The organism is Marinobacter sp., from assembly GCF_040882185.1.
Taxonomy (GTDB): Bacteria; Pseudomonadota; Gammaproteobacteria; order Pseudomonadales; family Oleiphilaceae; genus Marinobacter.
The window spans coordinates 1-25,102 of sequence record NZ_JBBEBW010000023.1; the positions used below are offsets into that span (position 1 = coordinate 1).

Here is a 25,102-nt window from a genome sequence, read left to right on the forward strand (position 1 = left end):
GATGACTTGATCAAGGCGTTCGAAATAGAACGGAGCAACCTCATTGAAATCGTTTCGAGCCAAGATTTCCTCATGGAACGCGTAACCAACATTGACACTGGTACGAGTAGCCGAGATAGGTGTCTTCTGAATCCACCACATTACTTCCGGCGCGGTCACAACGAAGAAGCCCGGCAGAATAACGCAGAAGTGAGTTCCATCTGCGGCTTCGCCGATAACGTCAGGAGGTGGTGAAAAAGCAAGGTTGCGCTTCTCGGGAAATAGCGCCGGAGAATGAGAATTCTTATGATAGACACCAAACCAGTTGCGATCATGTTGTACTGGTTTAACTGGTTGGCTGCCAATCGAGCGACTGTGAATGAAGTTGGTATGGAGAGTCTCCATATCAACCTCAATGTAAAGCTTCCAATTTGTCGCTAACGTGTAAGCCTTTTCGTGGACACAGTGCATTCTCTGGATCTGGTGTGGAACGGCTACGCTATTGATGTAATTACTCAGGTATTTCTCAAGGGGTGTTTCGTTATCATCGCTCAGGTTTATGAACACCAAACCGGCAGCAACTTCGCACTTAACTGGCACGAGATTTAGGTTTAACCCGGGAAGATCATGTTTCGTCACGTACCCACCTAAGCCAGGAGCATGCGTCAGTTTTCCCGATGTATCGTAGGTCCATTCGTGAAAAGGACATTTGAAATGGTGGCTCTGCCCGCACGTCTGGCTAGTTAAAGGCGCCGCTCTATGCCTACAGCTGTTTAAAAATGCCCGAATAGCGCCATCCTCACTACGCACCACAATGACACTGCGCCCCAAGAACCGACGAGTAACGAAACTGCCAGTATCAGGAATTGATGAAGACAGGCAGGCAAAATGCCAAGCTGGAAAATGAATGGCTTGTAGTTCGCGCTCGAACCATTTTTCATGGGTATAGCACTCAGGGCGAAGCATTTTTGAGAGGCCCACTTGAGCAACTCCGCCTATGGTTCCGGTGTCAAAGGAATTCGTCATTACAGTCATAGTCGCGTCCATGTGTGTGTTTCCAGAACAAGAGCGTACAGAGCGACATGAGCCAGTTGGAAACGAAAAAATTTGCCATGGGGTATCAACTAATTCGATACTCGTTTAGAGCCACTGTTCATTCATCTGATTGCCACTTCGATCACCCAACATGGCCACATCAAGCGAATAAGACGAACCAACTGCAGAAGGCGTCAAAATGAAATGGAGCTTGGATCAATTGCGCACATTTACATGTGTTGCGGATGTGGGCAGTTTCTCGCGGGCGGGGGAACGGCTGTTTCTGGCTCAGTCTACCGTCAGTTGGCAAGTGCAGCAGCTTGAGCGTCAAATTGGTGCCCCATTGCTTCACCGCAATCACACCGGCGTGTCCCTCACTGAGAAAGGCGCGGCCTTCTATCTGAAAGCACAAAAGATTGTTAGTGCAAACGATGAAGCTGAGCTGTGGTTGACTCAGAACACAACTGATCGCGAGATCATTCGATTTGCCACTACAGACTGCTTCGCAAGTTGTCTGTTGCCAGGCCTACTTGAGCGTTGGAAATGCCAGTTTCCTGATGTTCAGGTGTCGGTGGATTGCAGCTTCAGCACCGATATCTGGAAGCGATTTAGAAAAATGGATTTCGATATTGTTCTGGCTCAGCATTGCCCTTCAGACATCAACGCCGTGCCCATCAGAGTCGAACCGTTGGAATGGGTTTGCTCCAGAGCTTCGTTAGCATGGAAACAAAGGACGGTGCCCGTCGCATTATTCGAGCAAGGCTGTCCGGATCGAGAAATTATGCTCAATGCGCTAAAAGGAGCGGGACGTGAGTATCAGATTGAGTTCGAAACATACAGCTATGGAGGGCTAGTCGCAGCGGTAGAAAGCGGCGCTGTAGTTTCTGCATTACCCAAGACGACAATACCCTCCACGCTCAAGCGTCTTGATAGGCAGCACGGGCTCCCTCGGCTACCATCTTTAAACGTCAATTTGGCAAGCTCAAACAAAAACGAAAACTCTATATGCAATCAGTTGTATAACGCCGTTATGCTTCACTTAATCGAGAATAATCAAAGCTCTCCGAACATAGGCGAAGAAACTGTTTCGAGCGTCTCGTCCGTGTAATTCTTACTAGGGCTATCGTCAAACGCTGCAAGTTTGCCCTTCGCAGTGCGTAACTCGATGCGCTACAGGTCGAACAGCTCTGAGTTACCAACCCTATTCCAATACTACACAAGCCCGAAAACAGCCTAAAACACTTGACCACTACACCAGGAGCATCTGCCTGTTTCTAGAGCCCTAGAGCCCTAGAGCCCTAGAGCCCTAGAGCAGTTGCTTCTGGTCTCCCTTCGAAAACTGGGCTAGCTTCGGCAGTGGTAAGCTCAGGAAAGCCGTCTAAGGTTTTGTCGGTATACTTAATCCGCGGACTGCCGAGTTGAATTGTACTCCGACATTGCCAATCTTTTTTCTTGCCATTAATGCAAATAATAATTATTATCATTTGTGACATGATGCAAGGAGAACGATATGGACTTTCTGTGCCCTAATCATCGTAAGCAATTTGCGGACCTTCCATTGCGGGAGCGAAAGGATCTCTGGCTGTTCTGGATGGAAAATGCCTGTGCCTGCGGCGAGCGAGGGCGAGAAGCAATCTCCCTGGCTGGCAGTGCATTTGATCTGGCGTGCCTGGACGGAACCCGTGACGATTCCTGTATGCACATCGAACTGACACTTTCGGCCATCCTGGTTTCCCAAGAGCTGCGGGGCTGCGGAGATCGCGCCGGATCGGAGCACGTGGTCTTTCACGCATTGGAGTGTTTGGCAGATGAGCGCTATACGGCAGCCAATGACTTCTGTGAGCTGAACGAGTGCGTTTCAGTACTGTTGGATCGCTCGCGCCAGGCGGATTTTTTCACAGACTACCTGAACTGGCCATCGCTATCGTTTGGCCTGGCTGACAGGCGTTTTTCTAAATTGCTTCACTGAATCAGGGGGGTATCATGGGCATGCCATTCAGACACCCGGTTCAGGGATATAGGCAAGGTACTGTTGAAAAAGGCATTGACTGGCTTGGCAGTTCCAACTCAGAAACAGTGTCCATTACACTCAATGCCCATCGTTTACGCGACCTTCTTCGCAACCATCAGTTGTATGTTCAGGAATTTTCCTGTGTTGATGAATCCTCCAAGGTCTGCGTACACCGACTGTTGCTGGCGATGTTAAGCCGCACAGGTTGAGTTCATTAGCGCATGCTGCAAAAGCTTATTATGATGAGCACTGTCAGTCCGTGCATATTGTACCGAATGGCCAAAGCCTCTGAGCATGAGAATTTGCAGCTGGCGTTGCCAACATCACGAGGGTTATCCGTTCAGGTTACAAGGTAGTGAACTTTCGCTGTAATCGGTCTGGTTGGGGGCGGTTGGACGTCGAATCGATCAACCAGGTGGCAGAGTGACAAAGTCCGTCAACCATTAAATTCCTGTACATTGAAAGAGTTACTAACTTTATTATGCTTCTTGTATATTGAGGCTGCTTGGTTTGATAACGTCAAAACAGGTTACCGGGGAGGCCGTTCGCCGCAGGGACGTAATAACCGGCTATAACGGAGACCTTCATTAATCTGAACTCTGGGAATGCATGTGAGTATAGTTGATTGTTGCTATGCTGAAATTGGTTTCAGAAAGGGAGTTTCAGCGACGGCCAGGGGCTTAGTTTCAGACTCCACCAGTTACTCAAAATAAAAAGGAAGAACATAATGAATAAACTTGCCCACAGTGCTGTCGTACTTGGCCTCACGCTTGGCTTGGCCTCTTCAGTCTTTGCCAATGAATTTTCGGATATGGACCCTGTTACTTTACGCCTGGCTCATGTTGTTAACGAGCAAGATGGCTTTCACATTGCTGCTGTTAAATTTCAGGAACTGGTCAGTGAGCGCACAGAAGGTGCGGTGACAATCGAAATTTACCCTAATGCTTCTCTCGGCGACGAGCGCACCCTGCTTGAGGGGATGCAAATTGGCACAGTGGATATGGGCGTCATAACCAATGGTCCGGTCGCCAATTTCGTAGAAGAAATGGCAGTATTTGAGCTGCCCTTCCTGTTTTCTTCCCCAGAAGACGCCTATGCAGTACTTGACGGCCCCATTGGCCAGGATTTGCTGGACAAATTGAGCGAGGTCAACCTCAAAGGCCTCGCATACGCCGAGCGTGGCTTCCGTAACCTCACTAACAGCGAGCGGCCCGTAAGGCACCCGGATGACATTGACGGTTTGCGCGTGCGGGTCATGGAGAATCCTGTTTACGTCGATACATTCCGTGAATTGGGGGCAAATGCCGTTCCCATGGCCTGGACCGAGGCGTTGACAGCAATGCAACAAGGCACTATTGATGGTCAGGAGAATCCTGTCAACGTCGTACATTCCTTTAAGCTCAATGAGACTCAGGGCTATATGACGATGTCTCGGCACACTTATGCGCCAGCGATATTTGTTATGGGAATGCCAGTATGGAACCGCCTGCCAGAGGCCGCTCAAGGCGTAATCAAACAGGCCGCCCAGGAAGCCGCAGAACATGAGCGCAGTGTAAATGCTGAAATGGAGTCCGAGCAGTTGGCAGAGCTTCGAGCATCGGGAATGGAAATCGTAGAAAATCCAGACATTGAGGCCTTCCAGAATGCTATTGCACCAGTCTATAAAAAGTACGGTGCTCAGTTTGGTGACTACCTGGAACGGATTCGTGAATCTCAGCAGCAATAGTTAAAGGACCCGGCGAAGTTATGTTGGGAATGCTGAAGAGAACTGAGCGTGCAATTGATGCCATCATGCAACCCATCGTTTTTGCGGCGATGGTGGCATTGATTGTCGTGATCACACTGCAAATTATCTCCAGGGTTTTCTTTACGGCTGTGGGCTGGACCGAGGAAGTGGCGAGATTCCTACTGGTCTGGATCACTTTTATGGCCGCCACCCTCGCATTCCAGCGGGGCCGACACATCGCTGTTAGCTTTGTCGTAAATGCACTGCCAGTCAGGATACGACAAGTGGCACGTATTCTGGCTGTGGCCATTGCTTTGGGTTTCATGATTGCACTGGTGCTTATTGGCTATCGCTACACTCAGGTGCAAAGTTTCCAGACATCAGCTTCTCTGGGCTGGTCAATGACATATGTCTACTCGATTATCCCAGTCTGTGGAGCGCTGATGAGTTGGTACGCATTTGTTGATTTGGTTGAACTGGTCGCCGAAGGACCTGACTTCGCAGAAACTGGCTCTGATATAAGTGACCCACCACCGTGACAGCCCTGCTCTTCGTTCTTTTTTTTCTGTTCATGCTCTTAGGCGTACCCATTGCTGTATCAATCGGTGCCAGCACCATGGCGGCGCTGTATTTTCAGGGTGTGCCACTGATGGTGGTTACCCAACAGATGTTTCAGGGAATTAATTCCTTCGCCCTGGTTGCGGTGCCTATGTTCATACTTGCTGGTGACCTTATGGCCCAGGGGAAGGTGAGCGAGAAGCTGGTCAATTTTGCGGACTCGCTGTTTGGCTTCCTGAAAGGTGGGCTTTCTATCGTTGCCGTACTGGCGGGCATGTTCTTCGCTGCCATATCCGGCTCGGGGGCCGCTACCACTGCAGCCGTTGGTTCCAGTCTGGTGCCGGAGCTTCGTAAAAAAGGGTATGACCCGGCAGCAGCAGCCAGTTTAATTGCCGCCGCTGGCACTATCGGAGTGGTTATCCCGCCGTCAGTGCCGATGATTATCTATGCGGTTATTGCTCAGCAATCGGTTTCCAAGCTATTTTTGAATGGTTTTATTCCCGGCCTCATCATGGGCTTGGGGCTCATGACTATTGCCATTACTCAAGCTTACCGTCGCAATTACCCGCGCGGCACAGCATTATCCCTCGCTACCATTTGGCGCACGCTCAAGAGTGCAAGCTGGGGACTAATGACCCCCGTCATCATTTTAGGCGGTATATTTTCTGGCATATTCACACCCAGTGAAGCTGCAGTGGTGGCGGTCAATTACGCACTTCTAGTCTCATTGTTTATCTACCGCGACCTTAAGCTTCCGGATATCTACCGGATATTAATCCGCTCAGCCATTACAACCGCCGTCATCATGTTCGTCATTGCCACATCTGCCGTTCTGAGCTGGACACTATCAAGTTGGCAGATACCCGGCGCGATTGCTGAATCCGTCCTGTCGCTATCAACGGACCCTTACATCATTATGTTACTCGTTGTCGGTATCATCCTGCTAACAGGCGTGTTCATCGAAACCGCCAGTGCGCTGATAATTTTGACTCCAGTCCTGTTACCGTTAGTTCTCCAGCTTGGCATCGATCCCATCCACTTCGGCCTGATAATTGTGGTGGGCCTGGCCATTGGTATGATTACGCCTCCGGTGGCAATCAACCTTTATGTTGCGTCCTCTGTCACCGGTTTGCCGCTGGAACGCATCACTCGCGCCATAGTTCCTTACCTGCTTGGTTTAATTACCGTGTTACTCTTGGTGGTTTACATCCCGATCTTTTTAGGTATTTCAGGTTGAGCAGACAGTGCTGCGTCTAAGTAACCTTGGCAGAGTTGACGGAGCACATTAAAGCCCGATCAAAACAGTTCTCCTGTTATTGGTGACCGCGCGGGCCTTCTGAACACCGCGGTGGCAAGCAGGCAACAGCCAAGCACCGAGACCACCACAGCTGGCCCGGCAGGTATGTCATGGGTGGCTGACAGCCAGAGTCCGAGGCCATGCCCGGCAAAGCAGAAGCCTGATGCCATCCACAAGCCGTAGCCCCTGAGACAGCACAGCATCAGCGGTGCTGCGATCAGCGTTGCAAACACCACATAGACACCCGCCATATCCACTGTCATGGTAACTGCCACTGCGAACAGCGGCAGAAACAGCCTCGAACGAATCCGCTCGGAGCCTTTGTTCCGCCACATCAGTACCGCCAGGGTCACGGCGGCAAGCGGCACAAGCGAGATACTGGTTATCCACAGCAGGTCGCCGTTGAGGATTTTTGCCAGCTGTTGTGCGCCATGAGGGTCGTGGCTTACCACCAAGGTCGCCAGGCTTGCACCCAGTACATACAGGGTTCCGATCATCGCTTCGCGATAGTCGGGTACCCACTTCAGGATCAGGTGCACCATGGCCACCGCCAGAAATGCAAATATCAGGCCGCTTACCGAAGTACCCGCAATGGTATGGTGTGGCATCAGGAACAATCCGGCCAGGGAGCCAAGCGCCGCCCACTGGGCAATCGCAAGATCCGCAAACACCACGCCCCGCGCCAGAACCCGATAGCCCAGCGGTACCAGGCACGCGGCCATCAACAGGCTGGCTGCCAACGGGGTTAGCAGCCACCAGCCGTTAGCCATGACTGCCGACCTCCGGGGGTGACTCTTCCTGGTATTGCTGAAGCCGCTCAATGATATGGCTGATCAGGTTAGCAAGGCTGTCAGTGCCGGCTTCGTCGGTCACGGTGCCTGGTAAAACCTCGACAGGTAGCCCGGTCTGCTCCGATAGCCAGCGGGCCGGACGCTCGTCCTGGTAGGTGGCAATCAATACCAGCTTTGCCGTCTGCAGGGATGGGTCGGAGAGTACCTTGCGCAGGTGCGCGGCACTGGGTGGCAGGCCAGGCTTTGGCTCCAGGTCGATGGCGGCATCGACGCCCAGCCAGCGCAGAAGATAGCCGAACGTGGCATGCTGAACCGCTATTGGCATACCCTTCAGATTGGCTGCCGCCTCTTGCCATTGCGCAGTGCTGAGCTTCCAGCGAACTTGCCATTGTAGCTGGCGCAGTCGGATCATGTTGCTGTGGTCGGGGGCCAGTTCGATCAGGCGATCCGCCAGGGCATCGACTATCTCTGGTACCCGCTGCGGGTCGAGGTGGACGTGAGGATCACCTTCCGGGTGCACATCGCCCATGCTGCGATCCACATGGTCGTGAGGCTGATGCAGCGTGACTTGCTCCGTAGCGAAGAACAGCCCCGGCTTGCCGGGCTGAATATCGCGATTGGAGGCACGGCTGATCAGAGCTGGCAGCCAGCCTGCTTCCAGCGAGGCGCCGGTGCACACGGCAAGGTCCGCGCGTCGCATGGCCGCAATCAGGCTGGGTCTGGCCTCAATGTAGTGGGGATCCTGCCTGGCCGCGGTTGCCGTGTGAATGTCCGCATTCGGAACGAGCGCACGGACGAGATCCGCCCATTCAGGTTCGCAAGCAAAGACATTCAGGGCCGCCTGAGCCGGCATCATGGCCAACCCAAGTATCACGCCGGTAATGTGTTGTTTAAAATCCATGAGCACCGTGTGCTCCAAAACTCATAACGTATTGCAACATGACGGTGTTGTCAGCCTCATCAAACCCGTGCGCTTCCTGGTGGGTATACTGCAGGCGCACGGTGGAAAAGTGCGAGTGGGACCAGGCCAGCATGACGTCCGTTTCTTTCAGCTCCTGACCGTGGAAGTGGTCACCGTGAGCTTCTTTAAGCTCGACTTCACCGTAACGTGCCCCGGCGGACCACTGGGGTGCAAATTGATAAACCGCTGAGGCATACCAGCCTTCGTGTACGTCATCAGATGTCGCATGCTCGTTCAGGTCATCGACGTAAAGATATTCGCCACTGAGTGTCAGCTGCTGCTGCCGGTTGTTACCCCCCGGTGCCCACTTCCACACCACGTCCGCAATGTAGAGATTTTCGCCGGTGTATTCGGCACCGTGGCCATGCTCCTCATGCTCTTCCTCATGTTCGCCGCCGTGTTCTTCACCATGCTCGCCATGGATCTGACGATTATTCAGATACGACAGCCCCGCTTGCCAACTCTGAGAACGGGAAATGTCACCCCCGAAACGGGTATTGACGGTATACGCGCCAATGTCCTCGTCGCCTTCGGACAGCTTGTTGCCGTCAAAGGCCTCTGCGCCAATCTGCCAGTAAAACGGCGTGGGCAATAGCAGATTAAGGCGTAAGCCATCGTCAAAATAGTGGGTGCCAAGGAGCGCCCGGTAGGCGGCGGGCCGCTCGACGAAGTCGTCTTCGTGCAGGTGACGGCTGTTCAGATAGCCCACCTGGGAAAGAAACCGACCACCCCGAACGCTGAGGTTGTATGGCATACTGGTGGTCTGTAGGAAGGCTTCCTCCAGTTCCAACTCGGTTTCGCCTTCGTGGTCTTCCAGCACCGCCGTCAACTGGCCTTTAAACAGATCGTCTATCGGCGACGATAGAGACAACTCAGTATGGCCGAGCCCGAAACCCTCCTCTCGCGGCGACAAGGCGGTGTGGTTCTGCTTGTAATAGCCATCCAGAACCACACTGACATCCGGGTTCAGTTCGTTGGCCTGAATTACGGTTAGCGGAAGGATAGCCAGCGCAAGCGTGCCGGTGCGGGTGTGCAATGATTTCATGTGTTAATTTCCTGTTTTAGAATGTTATAACGTTACTTTATTGAAATATAATCAAAGCCAGTCCAGTGCCATCACCAACCGTGGCTGATCGCCCGGCGCCGGTGACCTGTGTACCAGGCCGCGCCCTTCATTGCCTTCCCAGGCTTCCCCTTTGAGCAACCCAACGGCACCGGTTGCCAGGGGTTCTACAGCGAAGGCATCAACCGATTGATCCGGCAACGGGCCCTGGCCCTGAGGGCGGTTTACTTGCTCCTCTTTCAACCATTCCGTACCAATACTCTGGTAAGTGCAAAGCAGCCTCACAGGCACACGGTCGACGTGAAAACGCGGGCACATGGCTCCCTGCAGGACATGCAGCCGAAGACCGACGGCTTCTGGCTCGAACAGACATCGGTACATGTCAATAACTTCATTGGCGTCGGCCACCCAGGCATCTGCTCCTGTCAGTTCCAGTGTCCACTTTGGCAACACCATTGCGGCACTGTCGCCCTCCGAGAGACTGATAAACCGTTCCAGTTGCCCTGCGCTCGCACTGAGCGCCTCAGCAAACCGGATAACCGCTGGCTGCAATGATCGGTTCCAGACCGCAAGATTGACTTCATCCCGGAAGATTTCAGTCAGGCATTCGGCCTTGTCGCCTGAAACGGCGATGGGCTTTTGAAGTGAAGCAGTTCTGGAGGCCATGTTTTGCCCTTACTCATCGATTCTTATGTTAATGTTATGTTATAACATAATAAATGTGAAGTCCTACGCATCGCATTTGGCCAACGACGATAAGAGAGGGAATGGAAAAATGATTGAAAACAGTAAGCTACCCGTTACAGTTCTTTCTGGTTTTCTTGGTGCAATCCCTTCAGGAAACCGGGGAAAGCCTGGGGGGAAGAGGACGAAAGAAGCGTTTCAGACCTGCTGGTTGACCAGGTAGAGCTCAGCGATGTGATACTAATCAGCAAGACAGACCTTGCCAGCCCGGAGGAACTGGATCGGTTGCAGGGTGTGCTGCGCAGCCTGAACACAGAGGCACAGATCATTCCGATCCGTAACGGCAAGGTGCCCCTGGAAAGCGGTGCCTAGAAATAACTGGCTAGACAATCCCGAATATCGCCAGGCCATTAGGGCCAGTTGGGAAGAACCCTTCGGCGATATGCGTCAGGAGTTGGTGTTTATTGGCCAGAACCTTGACGAACAAGCGATTACCCGGCAGTTGGACGATTGCCTGTTGGACGAAGAGCAATTGCTGGCGGGCAAAGCGTTCTGGCAAACCCTGAATGAGACCCGTTTCCGACTTGGAGTTAACGTGAGGTTTTGACATGTATAAATCGAAACAATCATAATGAACGAATCGAACGATATTTAGGGTAATCAGTATGGATAACCTTTCCGCCAATGAAGCCAAAACGCAATTCGGTAATCTGTTGCTGAGGGTGCAGCGGGGTCCTGTTGGAATCAGCAAAAACGGCAAGCCTACTGCTGTGATGGTCTCCTCTGAGGAATACCATAGTATCGAGCTGCTCAGGCAACAGTTTTTGCAGGCCAGAGCCAGGCAAGCCAGGGACGCTATTGCGTCGGGCAACCTAGTTGACGGCGAGGCGTTTTTCGATGACCTGGAAGCTGGCCACCTCGATTGATGGCCAGTTACAGGTTAACGCCCGACGCTCAGACGGACCTGGTCGGCATCAGACGATTCACGTTAGCGCGATGGGGTGCAGACCAATCACGAAAATATTTGTCAGGCCTGCGACAGACCCTGCAACTCCTGACGGAAAACCCTTCCTTGGGCAAAGCCAGACCGGAGATTGGCCCGGGTGTGCTGAGTTTCCCCCATGGTAGTCACATCATTTACTACTTGGTTCATACACAACAACCTGTTGTATTTGGCGTGCTGCATAAGCGAATGGTGCCTGCCGACCACCTGAGCGAACGGGAAATCGGTTAGCGGATTGTTAGCCCCGGACACGCCGCCAGGCCCAAGCGACGATCAAGTTTTCGTGAGGTCGGCTCACGTACTGTGGCGGTACTTCCGCACAAACCCCCGCGACACCGCCATGGAAACCAGAAACAGAGTAGCGATGAAACAGACGATGGTCGGGCCGCTGGGGGTGTCGAGATGATAGGACAAACGCAGCCCCGCCAGGCTACCGCCACAACCGATGAACGCGGCGATGGCGGCCATGGCTTCTGGTGTGCGGCTGAACGGGCGTGCGGTTGCGGCCGGGATTATCAGCATGGCGGCAATCAGCAGTACCCCCACTACCTTGATTGCTACTGCCACCACGATGGCCAGGGAGATGGTGAGCACCAGCTGTTCCCGGCCGGGGGAAATGCCGCTGGCGTGGGCCAGGTCCGGGTTGAGTGTGGCGAGCAACAGCGACTGCCAGCGGCAGGCGACCAGGGCTATTACCAGGGCGCAACCGCCCCAGATAACGCCCAGATCGGAGGGGGTCACGGCCAGGATGTCGCCAAACAGGTAGGCCATCAGGTCCAGCCGAATGCCGGACTGGAACGACACCGCCACCAGGCCAAAGGCCAGGGCCGAGTGGGCCATCACACCGAGTAGGGTATCCATGGCGTAGCCCCGGCCACTGAGAGTGGATACCAGGATGGCCATCAGCAGCGATACCACCAGTACGCCCCAGAAGATGGGCGTGGACAGTGTCAGCGACAGGGCCACGCCGAGCATGGCGGCGTGAGCGGTGGCATCCCCGAAGTAGGCCATACGCCGCCAGACAATGAAGCACCCCAAAGGAGCCGCTGCCAGGGCGACGCCGACACCGGCGAGGGCCGCCCGCGTAAGAAAGTCGTCCAGCATCAGTTCACACCCTTCATTAGTTGATTCTCTCCAGTGTTGGTCTGGTATTGGGTTGGTGTGGGTAGGTAGGTAGCGAAGGTGTCGGTGTCGTCCAGGCCGAACAGGGATTGGTATTCCGGCGTGCTGGCCACGGTTTCCGGTGTGCCATGGCAGCACACATGACCGTTCAGGCAGATGACCCGGTCGGTGGCGCGCATCACCACACGCAGCTCATGACTGACCAGCAGAATTCCGCAACCCAGGGTCTGGCGTACTTGTTCGATCTGCTGGTAGAAAGCGGCCGAGCCGCGCTGATCCAGGCCCTGGGTGGCCTCGTCCAGCAGCAGCAGGCCAGGGCTGCCCAGCAGGGCGCGGGCCAGCAGCACCCGCTGAAACTGTCCGCCGGAGAGGTCCATCATCTGGCGCTTGTCGAGGCCGCCGACACCGGCCTGTTCCAGGGTCGCCGCCACTTTGTTCCGGAGTTGCCGGTCAGGCAGGGATAGGAATCGGGCGACCGTCATGGGCAAGGTGTCATCGATGAACAACCGTTGCGGCACATAGCCGATGGTAAGGCCCTCTGCCCGTTGAACGGAGCCGGATGCGGGCTTCACCGCACCGATCAGTGCGCGCAGCAGCGTCGACTTGCCGGACCCGTTCGGGCCGATAATGGTAACGATTTCGCTGGGAGCGACGGACATATCGATATTATGCAGTACCCTGTGGCCACCCAACTGAACCGATAACCCCTGCGTTGATACCAGCATTGAAGCGGCTCCTGTGTTCGTGGGACTGGTGGTTAATTAACGCGTAGCAGTTCGCGCTTTGTGGTTTAAACATGAATGTTATAACATAACATTTTTGGTGTCACCCCGTTGGGTGCCATGAGCGCTATATGAAACCGGAGAAACCTATGCTGCGTGCTGTTTTATCACTATGTCTGCTGCCTGCCCTTGCATTGGCAGCCCCCCCGAAAGTGGCCACGGACATCACACCCGTGCATTCTCTGGTCGCCAGTGTGATGCAGGGGGTGGGGTCGCCTGCCTTGCTGATTCAGTCCGGGGCATCGCCTCATGGCTACACACTACGCCCCTCCGAAGCCCAGGCACTGCAGGATGCAGACGTGGTGTTCTGGATGAGCGAAGACCTGACGCCTTGGCTGGAGGGTTCCATCGCCAGCCTTGCGAAGGATGCGATCAACGTTGAACTGCTTGAAACCGAGGGCACCCTGCTTCACGACATTCGCGAAGGCGCCACTTTTGAGGCGCATGACCATCACGACGACGACCACGGTCATGACGAGCACCACGACCCCCATGCCTGGCTGGACCCGGAGAACGCCAAGGTGTGGCTGAACCATATTGCCGAAGAGCTCGCGAGGCTTGATTCGGCGAATGCCGAAACCTATCGCCGTAACGCGGCCACTACCAGGCAACAACTGACCGACCTGCAGGCGGAACTTGAACAACGGGTTGAAGGCCTGGCGGGGGTCAGGTTCATTGTTTTCCACGACGCCTATCAGTACTTTGAGCGTCGGTTCGGCCTGGTTGCCCAGGGCGCCATCTCGATCGGGGACGCCTCAGACCCCAGCCCCGCGCGCATTAAAAAATTACGGGACGTCACCGAGTCTCTGGACATTCGCTGCGTATTTACCGAGCCCCAGTACAACCCCGGCCTGGTGAAAAGCGTGTTCGCTCCCACACAGATACGGGCAACGCCGGTGATGGACCCGCTGGGTGCCCGTCTGCAGCCGGGAACCAGTCTTTATTCTGAGGTCTTGCGGGGCTTGGTTCGAAGTGTCGAAGAGTGTGCCGATGCAACGTAAGGCCCGGTAACTGGCACTCGCCACCTCACTGGAAATTTTCCGAAATATAGGCGGCGAGATTGGCAATGTCATCGTCGGACAAATCGGCGGCGTTGGGAATCATCAGGGCGGAATTCGATCCTACTTTTTCTCCGGCGCGGTAGGTCTCAAGGCGGGATGTAATGTAGTCCGCATCCCGGCCAGCCAGGGATGGAAAGCTGGCCATCCCCTTGCCGGTTGGCCCGTGGCATTGAGCACATGAGTCTGCATACTTTGTTTTACCGGCAGAGGTGTCCGCAGCCTGGACAATGGCTGAACCCATTGTCAAAGCCGTCGCAATGACAATAAACAGTGGCGTTTTCATCGTGGTTTATCCTGGTGATTTTTCGATTTAAAGAAAGTTTGAGGTGGGCCTGCAGCCGCCCTGTCATACGACAGCGCGGCTGCAATCAGATTATTCCGGCGTGATTCGGTAAATATCACCCTCATCTACCAGCGTGTAGAGATCACCGTCCGGACCCTGGACGATTGACCGGAAGCGAGCAGAACCCATAGGTAAGGGCAGTTCGGAAACGTCATTGACGGAAAGACCATCTTGCGCGATGTCTATCAAATTAATGCGTTGTCCCACTGGGGTACCTCCGAAACCGATGCCCAGAAAGCCGATAACCAGACGCCCATCCCAGCCGCCCCACTGCTCGCCAGTCAGAAATTCTGCTGTGGCGATGCCCTGAGAGAGACTGTTGTTTTGCCAGGCCGGTTTCATGGCGTCCGGGTAGGTCTCGGTGTCCGTCACTGGCATGTAAGCTTCCCGCTCATCCGGGTCCATGCCCTCACCCTGGTTGGGTTGATAGCCGCAGTAATTGTCCGGGCAATCATCACGACCGGCCATGTTCGGGCGCGGGTCCCAGCCACTGTTGCCGCCGTTGACAAGCGCATTGATCTCATCGTGGTGCCAGGGGCCGTGTTCAGTCACGATCGGCTGACCTGTTTCCGGGTGAAAGGTGATGCCCTGTACGTTGCGGTGGCCATAGGTAAATATCCGGGGATCAAAGCCTTCCGGCGGGTTGTTACCTTCCGCTGCTTTGCCGTCCCGGTCGATGCGCAGCACCTTGCCACCGAGCATGGTGGGAGACTGGGGTACTTCGCCGTTATGGGTGTCGCCGGTGGTGACATAGAGGAAACCGTCTTCCGGACTGAAACGGATACGTCCGCCATTGTGCGCGCCAGCATCGCCGAATGGATGGTCGGTGGGGGCGGGTTTGTAAGAAATGTCGTCGACAATGTCGGTGCGGTCCGAAACATTGCTGATGTCGTCATTGACCTTCAGCCGCAGAACGCGGTTTGTGCGTTCGTCAGACATGCTGGATGCCGAATAAACATAGACCGTTCGATTCTCCTCGAAATCGGGATCGACCGTTACACCGTTCATGCCGGCCTGACCCTGGCAGACCAGATCGTCTGCCGTGGTGGCATAATCTTCGGTGTCCTCCATCCCTAGCAGTTTGTTGACGTCACCGTTGGGGAGCCGCACCGATAGCCCGCGACATTTCTCGGTAAAAAACATCGTGCCGTCCGGCAGAAAGGCCATATCCCATGGATTTTCCAGGCCGGACACTACGGTGGTATGGCTTAGTTCAGGGGTATCTTTGTTTGCAGTTGCGGTAGTCGCCAAGCCAGCAATCATGGCTGTTGCCATGACCCCGGAAAGCGACCGCATGGTCGGTTTCTGAGACATTGAAGTTTCTTCCCTTGTTGGTTGTAGTTTTTTCGATTCTTGTTTTTATTTACTTCTGGTGTGCATGCTGAATAAGTGTAGATCGGCATAGTGCGCAGTCAACGTTTTACCCACTAAACGACGGATATGATAATAACTCTCATTATTATTGAGGCAGTTCCTGGCACCTGATATTCTGCACTCCGCTAATCAGGTCTGATAACGGAGACTAATAGCTTGCTTGAAACCCACCAGACTGCTGACCATCGGCCTTTCTCCGTAGACGATTTCCTGACGTTTGGACGGCATTACGGGATTGACTATCAGTTTCCGGGCCTGGCTGGGGACGATCAGCGCCAACCTGTTCACCAGGCAGTGGCCCGGGGCAGCATCCAGGAATGGGACTTGCCTTCCGGCTTCAGGTATACCTCCTCGGAACTGGACGTGCTGCAGCAATATGAATCCGTATCTCTCGGCCAATCACCACTGCTGATTGTCGTCGTGCTACAGGGCAGCATCAGCCTCAATGTCGGCGCTTATCGCTGCGAGCTGCAACCGGGCAGGGCCATTAGCTTGCAACTGAAGTCCGATCACGCCCTACATGCAGTTCAGGCGTCCGGTCAGCATCTCAAAACTGTGACCCTGGCTTTCGACCCGACACACCCTGATCAGGAAGGAGCCCATAGTGGCCTGCTGAACCACATCCTGCAGGTTTCCCCACAGCCGGTGTATGCGTGGCAAGTGCCACCCAGCCTTTTAAGTTTGCTGAAAAACAACCTCGACATAACATCACCGGATCTGGCAAGGCAACTCATTCTCGAAGGCATTGCCTTGCAGCTTATGGGTTACGGTCTGCCTGGGGAGTGTGCGGCCGAAGCCGCCAGAAGCGGGTTAAATCCGGCCGAGTACCAGCGCCTTGAGTCCGTACGCCAACTCATTGAAATTGCGCCCGCCGACACCTATTCGTTAAAACAGCTTGCCGGGCGGGCCGCGATGAGTACTAGCAGCTTGCGAATGAAGTTTTGTCAGACTTACGGAGTGTCAGTTTTTGAATATTTGCGGTGCTGCCGACTTGAGTTGGCAAAAACGTCTCTGGTCCAGGGATCTACGGTACAGCAGGCCGCGCACCAAGCCGGGTATCGGCATGCTACTAATTTTGCCACTGCGTTTCGCAAGCAATTCGGGGTGTCGCCCAGCGATATTGCCTGACATTGATCCAGATATGTCATTTCTCATACAAACCTTGTCAGATGCCATACCTCAATTGGGATCTAAAAAGTAATAATTCTCATTACCGTGTCGTGAATTGTCCAATCGAGGTTTCCCCCCATGCTCCAACCGACCAAGTTGTCTCTGGCTCTAACCATCATCATAGCGGGTCTGACCGGACATTCGGGTGCGTCTGCTGCTGAAAACCAGGCGGATGCCACCCGGCTTGAAGCGCTCTCAGTCACCGCTACTCGAGGCGCAACCAAAACCGAAACGCCTTTTGTTGAAACTCCCCAGGCGATCTCCGTGATTGAAAGTGAACAATGGGAGGAAAAGGGTGCCAGAACGGTCCAGCGGGCCGCCAACTACACGCCGGGCGTCGCAACCAACCAGGTGGGGGCGTCTAACCGTTACGATTATCTGATTCTCCGGGGCTTTTCGGACGGCAGCATTAATAACACCTACCTTGAGGGTCTCCGGGTGATGAATGACGGCGGCTCCTACAGCTCCTTTGCCATTGATCCCTGGTTTCTCGAGCGCATTGAGATCGTGAAAGGACCCACCTCGGTACTCTACGGACAGGGTTCGCCCGGTGGCATCGTTGCGCTTACCAGTAAGAAGCCGGAATTCGAAAATAGCGGTGAGTTTCGGGTCACCCTCGGCAATAACGCCCAGCGCAGTGTGGCGTTTGACGTCACCGGCCCGTTGGATGCTGATCGTCGGGTCGCCTATCGGCTGAGCGGTATCGCCTCTGCAGCCGATGGCCAACAGAATTTTGTAGAAGAGGAACGCCGGGCCATCGCCCCGTCCCTGACCTGGGACATGACCGATGATACCAGTCTGAGGTTGCTGGCCTACCTCCAGCGAGACCCCGAGGGTGGCTACCACAGCGGTCTTCCCTACGACGGCACGGTGGAGTCCAGAAATGGCAGGAAGATTGATAACACCTTCTTTGAAGGAGAGCCCGATTACGATCTGTTCCGGCGTGATATGACCATGGTGGGGTATGACCTGGATCACCGGTTCAATAACACCTGGTCTGCCCGCCAGAAGGTTCGATACCTTGAATCCGATGTGAAACTGCAGCAGGTCTATGCCTTTGGCTGGGCGACAGATACGGAACTGAACCGTTATTACTCCGGTGGTGACGAGGATCTTGAAGCCATCACCGTCGACAATCAGCTGCAGGCTGATCTTATCACTGGTGCGGTTGACCATACCGTGCTGGTGGGCCTGGATTATCAACAGCGGGAAAACGATGTGGTGTGGCCTTCCGGCGCGTTCCCTACGATTGATGCTTTCGACCCTCAATACGGGGCAGAGCCCAGCGCATTGTTCCCGGCGGTTCGCAATCTGCGTGAGCAGAAACAGACGGGTATATACCTGCAGGACCAGCTCGCGATGGGCGGCTGGCGTTTAACTCTGGGTGGTCGCCATGACTGGGTTGAGATACGCAATACCGACCGGGACACCAACGTTGAAACTGAGCTGGACGATACCCAGTTCAGTGGCCGGGCAGGGCTGCTTTACCTCTTTGAGAACGGTATAGCCCCGTATATGTCCTACTCAACGTCGTTCTCGCCCAATGCCTTCACAGACGCGAATGGAGATTTGCTGGCGCCTAACGAAGGCAAGCAGATCGAAACCGGCCTCAAATATCAGCCTGTGGGCACTTCCGACCAGTACACCGTGTCGCTGTTCCGCATTAACCAGGAGAATCTGGCCGCCAAACTGCCGCAGGAGAGTTTCTATCGCCGTATTGGTGAAATACAGTCTCAGGGCGTCGAACTTGAGGCCAAAGCCCAGATCACTAGCAACCTGAATGTTCAGGCTGGCTACGCCTATACCGACGTAACCTTCGAAAGATCCGAGCCCTACCGCCAGGGTAATTCGGCCAGCCAGGTGCCTGAACATCAGCTGACCCTGTGGACGGGATATCGTTTCACCAACGGGCTGCTTGATGGCGCCAACGCAGGGTTCGGGGTTCGGCACGTGGCCGATATCTACGCCGACGACGCCAACACAGAGGAAGTCCCGGACTATACGCTGATAGATCTGGCCCTTGGGTATGACCTGGGCAAAGTTGGCCTGAGCGGGGTGAGTGCCAGGCTTAACGTCAACAATGTGCTGGATAAGGAGTACGTGGCGTCCTGTTATAACAGTCTGGATTTTTGCTATTTTGGCGCTGAGCGCAACATCACTGCGTCGGTTTCCTATAAGTATTGAAGGATGATTTAACCGCGCGCCCGCAAGCCCGACCGGGTGCCATTATTGGTTGAAAGTCGGGCTAGGAAGATTTCCCTGCCTAGTGTCCCGTCTGGCTAATTCGCAGTAGGTCAACGAATTAGCCAGACGGGACACTGATTAAGATAATTAATACGCTTACTATTAATATGGGTTTCTGGTATGCTTCGCGCCCTTAAAATCACGGTCGCACAGAAGATACTTTAAACCATGCCCTTTTCGGACAGCCTTTTTCAGATCACTCCGCCCTAGCGTTCGGCTATTCAGGCATCGGTGAGCGGCCATTTCAGATTGCTTGCCAGCGAGATGCCACCCTCGATAGCCACAGCTCAGTGCTGAAGCAGTCGCTTCGCCACATTTCGAGCCACACCTGATCACGCAGAATATTTCGTAATGCCTGGAACGGTAATGTTCGGCCTTACCCTGTCACCAATAACTGGACTCCTGAATGTTTAATTCATTGAAGAAAAACTGGCTATCCAACATCCGTGGGGATCTCCTTGCCGGTATTGTTGTGGCCCTGGCTCTGATTCCCGAGGCGATCGCGTTTTCGATCATCGCCGGGGTAGACCCGAAGGTCGGCTTGTACGCCTCATTCTGTATTTCTGTGGTCATCGCCATTGTTGGCGGTCGCCCGGGTATGATTTCTGCCGCCACCGGTGCCATGGCGCTGCTGATGGTCACGCTTGTCAGGGAGCACGGGCTCGAATATCTGCTAGCAGCAACACTGCTAACCGGTCTGCTGCAGATCATTGCGGGGTATCTCAAGCTCGGCAGCCTGATGCGGTTTGTTTCCCGGTCGGTGGTCACCGGCTTCGTGAATGCCCTGGCCATCCTGATCTTCATGGCACAGTTGCCGGAACTGACCGGCGTGACCTGGCATGTGTACGCCATGACCGCTGCTGGCCTTGGCATTATCTACCTGTTCCCCCTGCTACCGGTGATCGGACGGCTGCTGCCTTCGCCGCTGATTTGTATCGTAGCGCTGACGGTGGTCGCCATGTTTACTGATATGGGCATTCGCACGGTGGGTGATATGGGACAGTTACCGGATACTCTGCCTATTTTCCTGTGGCCGGACGTGCCGTTGAATCTCGAAACCCTGATGATCATTCTGCCCTATGCAGTGGCATTAACGGTTGTCGGCCTGCTCGAATCCATGATGACTGCCACCATCGTTGATGACCTCACCGACACCACCAGTGACCGCAACAAGGAATGCCGTGGCCAGGGTATTGCGAATATTGGGTCTGGTCTGCTTGGCGGTATGGCGGGTTGTGCGATGATTGGCCAGTCCATTATCAACATCAAATCCGGCGGCCGTACCCGATTGTCGACCATGGCTGGCGGCGTTTATTTGTTGTTAATGGTATTAGTGCTTGACCAGTGGCTGGTACAGATTCCCATGGCCGCACTGGTGGCGGTGATGATCATGGTATCCATCGGTACCTTCAGCTGGAGCTCGATCACCAACCTCAAAAAGCACCCCATGTCCACCAACATCGTCATGGTGGTCACTGTGGTGGTTGTGGTGGCGACTCACAACCTTGCATTCGGCGTGTTTGCAGGGGTATTACTTGCGGCACTGTTCTTTGCCAACAAAATCGGGCACTTTATGCTGGTGCGGTCTGAGCTGGACGAAGCTGGCGATACCCGAACCTATACCGTGATCGGGCAAGTGTTCTTCAGTTCCTGTGAAAAATTCACAGCGTCTTTTGATTTTAAAGAAGCCGTGGACAAGGTGGTTATTGATCTCAGCCGGGCACACTTCTGGGACATTTCCGCCGTTGGCGCTCTGGATAAGGTTGTGATCAAGTTCCGGCGTGAAGGTTCGGATGTTGAGGTCATCGGTCTCAACGAAGCCAGCGCCACCATAGTTGACCGCTTTGCCGTGCACGATAAGCCCGGTGCTGTAGATGATCTGATGGGAGGCCACTGACCATGACAGTGAATAAGCCCGAAGACAGTCATCCACATCAATCAGGCAGCGTAGACAATAAACATAACAACACAGCGCAAGAGGTGAGAATGTCACACGTTGTAGCATGTATTGATGGGTCGCTTTCGGCGCCTGCCGTATGCGATTACGCCACCTGGGCAAGTCAGCGGATGGAAGCGCCGCTGATGCTCTTCCACGTTCTGGACGACAGCCGGTACCCAACTGAGCAGGATCTGACCGGCAATATCGGGCTCGGCAGTCGCGAGCACCTGATGGAAGAGTTGGCAGAGCTGGACGAGAGGCGCAGCAAATTGGCTTTAGAGCACGGCCACCATATGCTCCAGAACGCCGAGCAGCGGGTGCGTGAACGGGGTGCAAACGATGTGCGCCAGCGCCAGCGCCATGGGGATCTGGCAGAGTCACTGATGGCCATTGAATCGGAAATCCAGCTATTGGTGATGGGGCTCCACGGGGAAAGTAGTTCTGATCGGGACGTCCATATCGGCAGTCAACTGGAAACGGTGATTCGCAGCATACGCCGTGCGACCATGCTGGTGCCGTCCAACTATACTGAGCCCCGCAGCGCAATGCTGGCTTTTGACGGCAGCCCAACAGCCTTCAAAGGTGTGCAACTGCTCGCCAACAGCCCGGTATTCCGGAACTTTCCACTACACCTGGTGATGATCGGTCCGGACACGGGAGATAAGTGGGACCAATTAAAGCAGGCGGAGAAGACCCTGGCGGCAATCGGTTGCGAAGTTCATCTGGCGATCCGTGCCGGCGACGTTGAACAGACGCTGCACGCCTATCAAGAAGAGCACGACATCGATTTGTTGGTCATGGGCGCTTACGGGCACTCCCGCATTCGTCAATTCCTGGTGGGCAGCACCACCACCAACATGCTGAAAACCGCGCTCAAGCCGCTGGTTATTCTACGCTAGCAGGTTTCAGCGGTTTGCCCGGCAGGCCGCTCAGCTTCTGCGCCCCGGCAGCAATATAGGCCACGCTGCGGTAACTCAGGCGTGATATGCCATGATGAATCACTCGTACCGGCTCACTGATCGGGCGGGTGACCGGTATTCTGGCCAGAATGTTGAAACTCTCGTCGGCAATGGCATGATGCACTCGCTCCAGCCGCAAGGCGCCTTCAGCCACCCCAGTTGCCGATACGTCAAGCACTCCCAGCCACCATTGTATTGATTGCTGCCGAGTCCGGTTCATGCCAGCCACTCCTTCAGTTGCTGATATACCTTGTCATGGTGGGTCAGGCGAATGTGGTCAAGGCCAGGAAAACACGCCGTAGCCGTAAGCTGCCAGCCTGGCTGGTGCGTGCCCCGGGCGCTGGTATCCAGTACCAGGGCATCTCCGAATAGTTTATTCACCGGGTGGTTTGGATGGTTGGCTAACAGGCCGGAAATGGCGAAATGTCGGGCGCCCGGGAGCAGTGGCGGCATGTCTTGCTGGTCTGACAGCACCTCACCCCGGCTCAGGTTGCGGATACCTTCGCTACGAAGGTCCAGCACATCCCCGACCGCTTTAAGATAATCCCGGGACTGCCGATTCATCAGACCTGCCGCTGAGTGAGCAGCTTTGGCTAACCACGACCCTTCATGGGGCGAACCCAGATAAACGCAGCTATCGACCAACGCTGTCCAGCCACGTTCGGCCCGGGTCCCTGCATGACAGGCACTGCGAATCAGCAGCCCGCCCATGCTGTGGCCCACCAGGATCAGCTTTTCGACAGGCACCGGCCAGTGAGTGACCAGCGTATCCAGAGCCTCGGATAATGCCTCGCCATTGCGATAGATGGCGCGGCCCGAGTTGTAGCGCAAACACAGCGGTGTGGCGTCCAGCATGTCGGCGAGCTGGGTACCGTAATTTATTCCGGGCTTACCGGGATAATCCCAGATCGACTCCAGCTCCGTCAGCCCATGGACCATAACGATTAACGTTCGTTCTGGTCCGTCGACTTGCGGGTGAGCGAGGCATAAGGGCAGGCTCTGATGGCGAATTTGCAGGTCGACCGCCAGCGGATTGGCCCGGTGCTCAAGCCAGTCTCCCAGAAACCCGCTCAGAATAGCGGAGGTGTGGTCTTGCCAGGTAGCGGACGAAATATGAGGAGTAATCATGGTTTGCGTCCCGGTTTTGGGGCATATAACGTGAAAATCAACAACAATAGCCCCCCAACAGTGCATTCCCGGCGGCGCCTGTTATTCTGGATGAATAATAGGTGCTGCTGAGCGTGGGGAGCTCTTGTCACCGTAAGTCGCCTGGATGAACTGAGTATGGGGCACGCTGGTTTGTATCTGCAATGGCAACGATGGATCCTAGTGCTGATTCTTTGGCTTGGGCTGCCTGGCGCTTCACTGCCTGCGGGCGACGGCCTGCCCCTGAACGTAGGTTACACCGAGTTTCCGCCGCTGGAGTACCGCGACAATGAAGGCCGTCCGGCCGGAGAGTTTATTGAACTCACTCGCCAGGTGGCCGCGGAGGCAGGCTATGACCTTAACTTTATTCATATCCCTGTGACTCGGGTTTATTTGTATCTGCAGCAAGGGAAAATTGATCTCTGGCCCGGACTCGCAAGTATTCCGGCGCTGGCGGACGATGTGGTCGAGAGTATAAACCGGCCGATTGAAGTTGAGCTTAGTCTCTGGCGCCGGGAGGAAACCCCACCGGTGGAAAGGTTTGAGGATTTGTATGGCCACAAAATCATCGTCATCGCCGGTTACACCTATGGCGGGCTAGCCGACTATCTGGAAAACAGCGACAAGGCCAGTATTACTGCGGCACCCGGCCATCAGGCCGCTGTTGATATGTTGCTCCGCAACCGAGCCAGTTACCTTTTGGACTACCGTTTGCCCATCGAGGAAATACTGGAAGGCTATCCTGCGCACAATCTGGAACAGTCTGTGGTGCGACACCGTTATGCCGCCTGGCTGTTTTCGAAACAGAATCCTCGCACACCACAGCTGCGGAACGCTTTTGATGAGGCGTATAACCGCCTTGTACAAAGGGGCGAGGTTATTCCCTTGATAAATGCTGTCGACCAACCGGTTTTCCCCGGCTTTCCCGAGCTCAGTCCCCGAGATAGATCTTGAGCGTGTCGGGCTACTGCCTCGACAGTGTCACGTCCCCATACCAGGCGGTGGCAGTTTCACCGGTGTTGTCAGAATCCGACATAATGGCGATACCAACAATGGTCGGCGGTGCTTCACCGAACGCTTTTTTATAATCCTCCACAATATTTCTCGAGATCGTTACCCATTCCCCTGCCTGGCTCACGCCCGAATTCACCGCGATCATTTGGGTGGCCTCGGTGTACGGATTGGGGACCACGGACCCCACCGGCAGTTTATTGGCCCAAATATAATTCAGCGCATTGCCGGGTAATTCCTCACCTGCCAAGGTCTCCATGGCCTTACGTTTGGCGCGCTCGAAAAAGCCAGCTTTGTCTGGCTCAAATTCGAAAGCCACGTAAATCCGCGCCGGATAGTCGTCCCCGGATTTGTTGCGGGCATCACCCTGTTCATACACGCCACTTACTTTCCAGCGCCATTCAAGAACGGGTCGCTGTTCGGGGTCAAGGCGAACTCTGGCGATCAAGCCGGAAGCGCTGTTGGACGTTTGGGCTTTAATCACCTGAACGCCGTTATCCTGAACCAGCTCATAGCGGCTGTGACGATCAATGTTAGGGAATTCCAGCGGCTCCCAGCCATCCTCGATGGATTCGATAGCTGAGAATGTGGCTATCGCCTGGTTCGGGCCCGCCAAAGCGAAGCCGGGTACCAACAGCGCGACCGCCAGGATCGCCGAACGTGAACGTGGTTGCATGAAAATCTCCAGAAGAGTGCCACTCCGATTCGAGCTATGAGTGGCTCTAAAGTTCCTTTTGAGTAGTGAGTAAACGTCGATTTACTTTACATTTTGTTAATAATGTATCGCCATCACGTTACCTAAGCACCCGTCAACAGATCAAACTTTGATCAAAGGCCTGAAAT

Annotated in this window: 28 protein-coding genes; 16 read left to right on the forward strand and 12 right to left on the reverse strand. The window is 54.7% G+C overall.

The window, feature by feature from the left end; genetic code table 11:
- The coding region (locus WEB64_RS12920) for an aromatic ring-hydroxylating dioxygenase subunit alpha (RefSeq protein ID WP_368065647.1) at positions 1-1,026 on the reverse strand (1,026 nt) is incomplete at its 3' end.
- 187 nt (positions 1,027-1,213) lie between these two features.
- On the opposite strand from WEB64_RS12920, the gene WEB64_RS12925 reads away from it, so the two are divergent.
- The 6 genes from WEB64_RS12925 to WEB64_RS12950 all read left to right on the forward strand — a co-directional run bounded on the left by WEB64_RS12925 (position 1,214) and on the right by WEB64_RS12950 (position 6,546).
- Positions 1,214-2,122, forward strand: a complete 909-nt coding sequence (locus WEB64_RS12925) for a LysR family transcriptional regulator (RefSeq protein ID WP_368057377.1) — start codon at positions 1,214-1,216, stop codon at positions 2,120-2,122.
- 402 nt (positions 2,123-2,524) lie between these two features.
- Complete coding sequence (locus WEB64_RS12930) at positions 2,525-2,983, forward strand: hypothetical protein (protein WP_368057379.1); 459 nt, start codon at positions 2,525-2,527, stop codon at positions 2,981-2,983.
- A 14-nt stretch (positions 2,984-2,997) separates the two neighbouring features.
- Positions 2,998-3,234, forward strand: coding sequence for a hypothetical protein (locus WEB64_RS12935; protein ID WP_368057381.1), 237 nt, complete (start codon positions 2,998-3,000; stop codon positions 3,232-3,234).
- Between the two features lie 518 nt (positions 3,235-3,752).
- Entirely contained in the window at positions 3,753-4,751 is a 999-nt protein-coding gene (locus WEB64_RS12940; protein WP_368057383.1) for a TRAP transporter substrate-binding protein, read from the forward strand.
- 20 nt (positions 4,752-4,771) lie between these two features.
- On the forward strand, positions 4,772-5,290 hold the full coding sequence (locus WEB64_RS12945) for a TRAP transporter small permease (protein WP_368057385.1): 519 nt from the start codon (positions 4,772-4,774) through the stop codon (positions 5,288-5,290).
- On the forward strand, positions 5,287-6,546 hold the full coding sequence (locus WEB64_RS12950; RefSeq protein ID WP_368057387.1) for a TRAP transporter large permease: 1,260 nt from the start codon (positions 5,287-5,289) through the stop codon (positions 6,544-6,546). The genes WEB64_RS12945 and WEB64_RS12950 overlap by 4 nt, the downstream gene beginning before the upstream one ends.
- A 59-nt stretch (positions 6,547-6,605) precedes the next feature.
- On the opposite strand, the gene WEB64_RS12955 is transcribed toward WEB64_RS12950, so the two are convergent.
- From WEB64_RS12955 to WEB64_RS12970, 4 genes are read right to left on the reverse strand one after another with little or no spacing between them, the layout of a single operon-like run.
- On the reverse strand, positions 6,606-7,376 hold the full coding sequence (locus WEB64_RS12955; protein ID WP_368057389.1) for a metal ABC transporter permease: 771 nt from the start codon (positions 7,374-7,376) through the stop codon (positions 6,606-6,608).
- The gene (locus WEB64_RS12960; RefSeq protein ID WP_368057391.1) at positions 7,369-8,298 is read right to left on the reverse strand and encodes a metal ABC transporter substrate-binding protein; all 930 of its coding nucleotides are present in this window, start codon (positions 8,296-8,298) and stop codon (positions 7,369-7,371) included. Before WEB64_RS12960 ends, WEB64_RS12955 begins: the two co-directional genes overlap by 8 nt.
- Entirely contained in the window at positions 8,288-9,403 is a 1,116-nt protein-coding gene (locus tag WEB64_RS12965; protein WP_368057393.1) for a hypothetical protein, read from the reverse strand. The genes WEB64_RS12960 and WEB64_RS12965 overlap by 11 nt, the downstream gene beginning before the upstream one ends.
- 51 nt (positions 9,404-9,454) lie before the next feature.
- Complete coding sequence (locus WEB64_RS12970; protein ID WP_368057395.1) at positions 9,455-10,087, reverse strand: DUF1826 domain-containing protein; 633 nt, start codon at positions 10,085-10,087, stop codon at positions 9,455-9,457.
- A gap of 252 nt (positions 10,088-10,339) precedes the next feature.
- Here WEB64_RS12970 and WEB64_RS12975 point away from each other — a divergent pair, with 252 nt between their 5' ends.
- From WEB64_RS12975 to WEB64_RS12990, 4 genes are read left to right on the forward strand one after another with little or no spacing between them, the layout of a single operon-like run.
- Positions 10,340-10,477 carry a hypothetical protein gene (locus tag WEB64_RS12975; RefSeq protein ID WP_368057397.1) on the forward strand — a complete coding sequence of 46 codons (138 nt, stop codon included), beginning with the start codon at positions 10,340-10,342 and terminating at the stop codon, positions 10,475-10,477.
- On the forward strand, positions 10,470-10,712 hold the full coding sequence (locus tag WEB64_RS12980; RefSeq protein WP_368057399.1) for a GTP-binding protein: 243 nt from the start codon (positions 10,470-10,472) through the stop codon (positions 10,710-10,712). Before WEB64_RS12975 ends, WEB64_RS12980 begins: the two co-directional genes overlap by 8 nt.
- Positions 10,713-10,770: 58 nt before the next feature.
- Positions 10,771-11,031, forward strand: a complete 261-nt coding sequence (locus tag WEB64_RS12985) for a type II toxin-antitoxin system Phd/YefM family antitoxin (protein ID WP_368057401.1) — start codon at positions 10,771-10,773, stop codon at positions 11,029-11,031.
- Positions 11,031-11,339, forward strand: coding sequence for a type II toxin-antitoxin system RelE/ParE family toxin (locus tag WEB64_RS12990; protein ID WP_368057403.1), 309 nt, complete (start codon positions 11,031-11,033; stop codon positions 11,337-11,339). Before WEB64_RS12985 ends, WEB64_RS12990 begins: the two co-directional genes overlap by 1 nt.
- 63 nt (positions 11,340-11,402) lie before the next feature.
- Here WEB64_RS12990 and WEB64_RS12995 read toward each other — a convergent pair whose 3' ends face one another.
- A complete protein-coding gene (locus tag WEB64_RS12995) occupies positions 11,403-12,212 on the reverse strand; it encodes a metal ABC transporter permease (protein ID WP_368057405.1) in 810 nt (269 codons plus the stop codon).
- On the reverse strand, positions 12,212-12,955 hold the full coding sequence (locus tag WEB64_RS13000; RefSeq protein WP_368057407.1) for an ATP-binding cassette domain-containing protein: 744 nt from the start codon (positions 12,953-12,955) through the stop codon (positions 12,212-12,214). Before WEB64_RS13000 ends, WEB64_RS12995 begins: the two co-directional genes overlap by 1 nt.
- A 146-nt stretch (positions 12,956-13,101) precedes the next feature.
- On the opposite strand from WEB64_RS13000, the gene WEB64_RS13005 reads away from it, so the two are divergent.
- The gene (locus WEB64_RS13005) at positions 13,102-14,013 is read left to right on the forward strand and encodes a zinc ABC transporter substrate-binding protein (RefSeq protein WP_368057409.1); all 912 of its coding nucleotides are present in this window, start codon (positions 13,102-13,104) and stop codon (positions 14,011-14,013) included.
- 25 nt (positions 14,014-14,038) lie between these two features.
- On the opposite strand, the gene WEB64_RS13010 is transcribed toward WEB64_RS13005, so the two are convergent.
- Together WEB64_RS13010 and WEB64_RS13015 are read right to left on the reverse strand one after the other, a co-directional pair.
- Complete coding sequence (locus WEB64_RS13010) at positions 14,039-14,356, reverse strand: cytochrome c (RefSeq protein WP_368057411.1); 318 nt, start codon at positions 14,354-14,356, stop codon at positions 14,039-14,041.
- A gap of 90 nt (positions 14,357-14,446) precedes the next feature.
- Entirely contained in the window at positions 14,447-15,730 is a 1,284-nt protein-coding gene (locus tag WEB64_RS13015) for a sorbosone dehydrogenase family protein (RefSeq protein ID WP_368057413.1), read from the reverse strand.
- 216 nt (positions 15,731-15,946) lie between these two features.
- Here WEB64_RS13015 and WEB64_RS13020 point away from each other — a divergent pair, with 216 nt between their 5' ends.
- The 4 genes from WEB64_RS13020 (at position 15,947) to WEB64_RS13035 (ending at position 22,042) form a co-directional block, all read left to right on the forward strand.
- A complete protein-coding gene (locus WEB64_RS13020; protein WP_368057415.1) occupies positions 15,947-16,918 on the forward strand; it encodes a helix-turn-helix transcriptional regulator in 972 nt (323 codons plus the stop codon).
- 120 nt (positions 16,919-17,038) lie between these two features.
- Complete coding sequence (locus WEB64_RS13025; protein ID WP_368057417.1) at positions 17,039-19,144, forward strand: TonB-dependent siderophore receptor; 2,106 nt, start codon at positions 17,039-17,041, stop codon at positions 19,142-19,144.
- Positions 19,145-19,610: 466 nt separating this feature from the next.
- Positions 19,611-21,101 carry a SulP family inorganic anion transporter gene (locus WEB64_RS13030; RefSeq protein WP_368057419.1) on the forward strand — a complete coding sequence of 497 codons (1,491 nt, stop codon included), beginning with the start codon at positions 19,611-19,613 and terminating at the stop codon, positions 21,099-21,101.
- Between the two features lie 89 nt (positions 21,102-21,190).
- Positions 21,191-22,042 (forward strand): universal stress protein, encoded by an 852-nt coding sequence (locus WEB64_RS13035; RefSeq protein WP_368057421.1) that lies wholly within the window; start codon positions 21,191-21,193, stop codon positions 22,040-22,042.
- On the opposite strand, the gene WEB64_RS13040 is transcribed toward WEB64_RS13035, so the two are convergent.
- Together WEB64_RS13040 and WEB64_RS13045 are read right to left on the reverse strand one after the other, a co-directional pair.
- The gene (locus WEB64_RS13040) at positions 22,029-22,322 is read right to left on the reverse strand and encodes a hypothetical protein (RefSeq protein WP_368057423.1); all 294 of its coding nucleotides are present in this window, start codon (positions 22,320-22,322) and stop codon (positions 22,029-22,031) included. The genes WEB64_RS13035 and WEB64_RS13040 overlap by 14 nt on opposite strands.
- Complete coding sequence (locus tag WEB64_RS13045; protein WP_368057425.1) at positions 22,319-23,230, reverse strand: esterase/lipase family protein; 912 nt, start codon at positions 23,228-23,230, stop codon at positions 22,319-22,321. The genes WEB64_RS13040 and WEB64_RS13045 overlap by 4 nt, the downstream gene beginning before the upstream one ends.
- A gap of 156 nt (positions 23,231-23,386) precedes the next feature.
- Here WEB64_RS13045 and WEB64_RS13050 point away from each other — a divergent pair, with 156 nt between their 5' ends.
- Positions 23,387-24,202, forward strand: a complete 816-nt coding sequence (locus WEB64_RS13050) for a substrate-binding periplasmic protein (RefSeq protein WP_368057427.1) — start codon at positions 23,387-23,389, stop codon at positions 24,200-24,202.
- Between the two features lie 10 nt (positions 24,203-24,212).
- Here WEB64_RS13050 and WEB64_RS13055 read toward each other — a convergent pair whose 3' ends face one another.
- The gene (locus tag WEB64_RS13055; RefSeq protein WP_368057429.1) at positions 24,213-24,935 is read right to left on the reverse strand and encodes a DUF3047 domain-containing protein; all 723 of its coding nucleotides are present in this window, start codon (positions 24,933-24,935) and stop codon (positions 24,213-24,215) included.
- Positions 24,936-25,102: the final 167 nt, after the last annotated feature.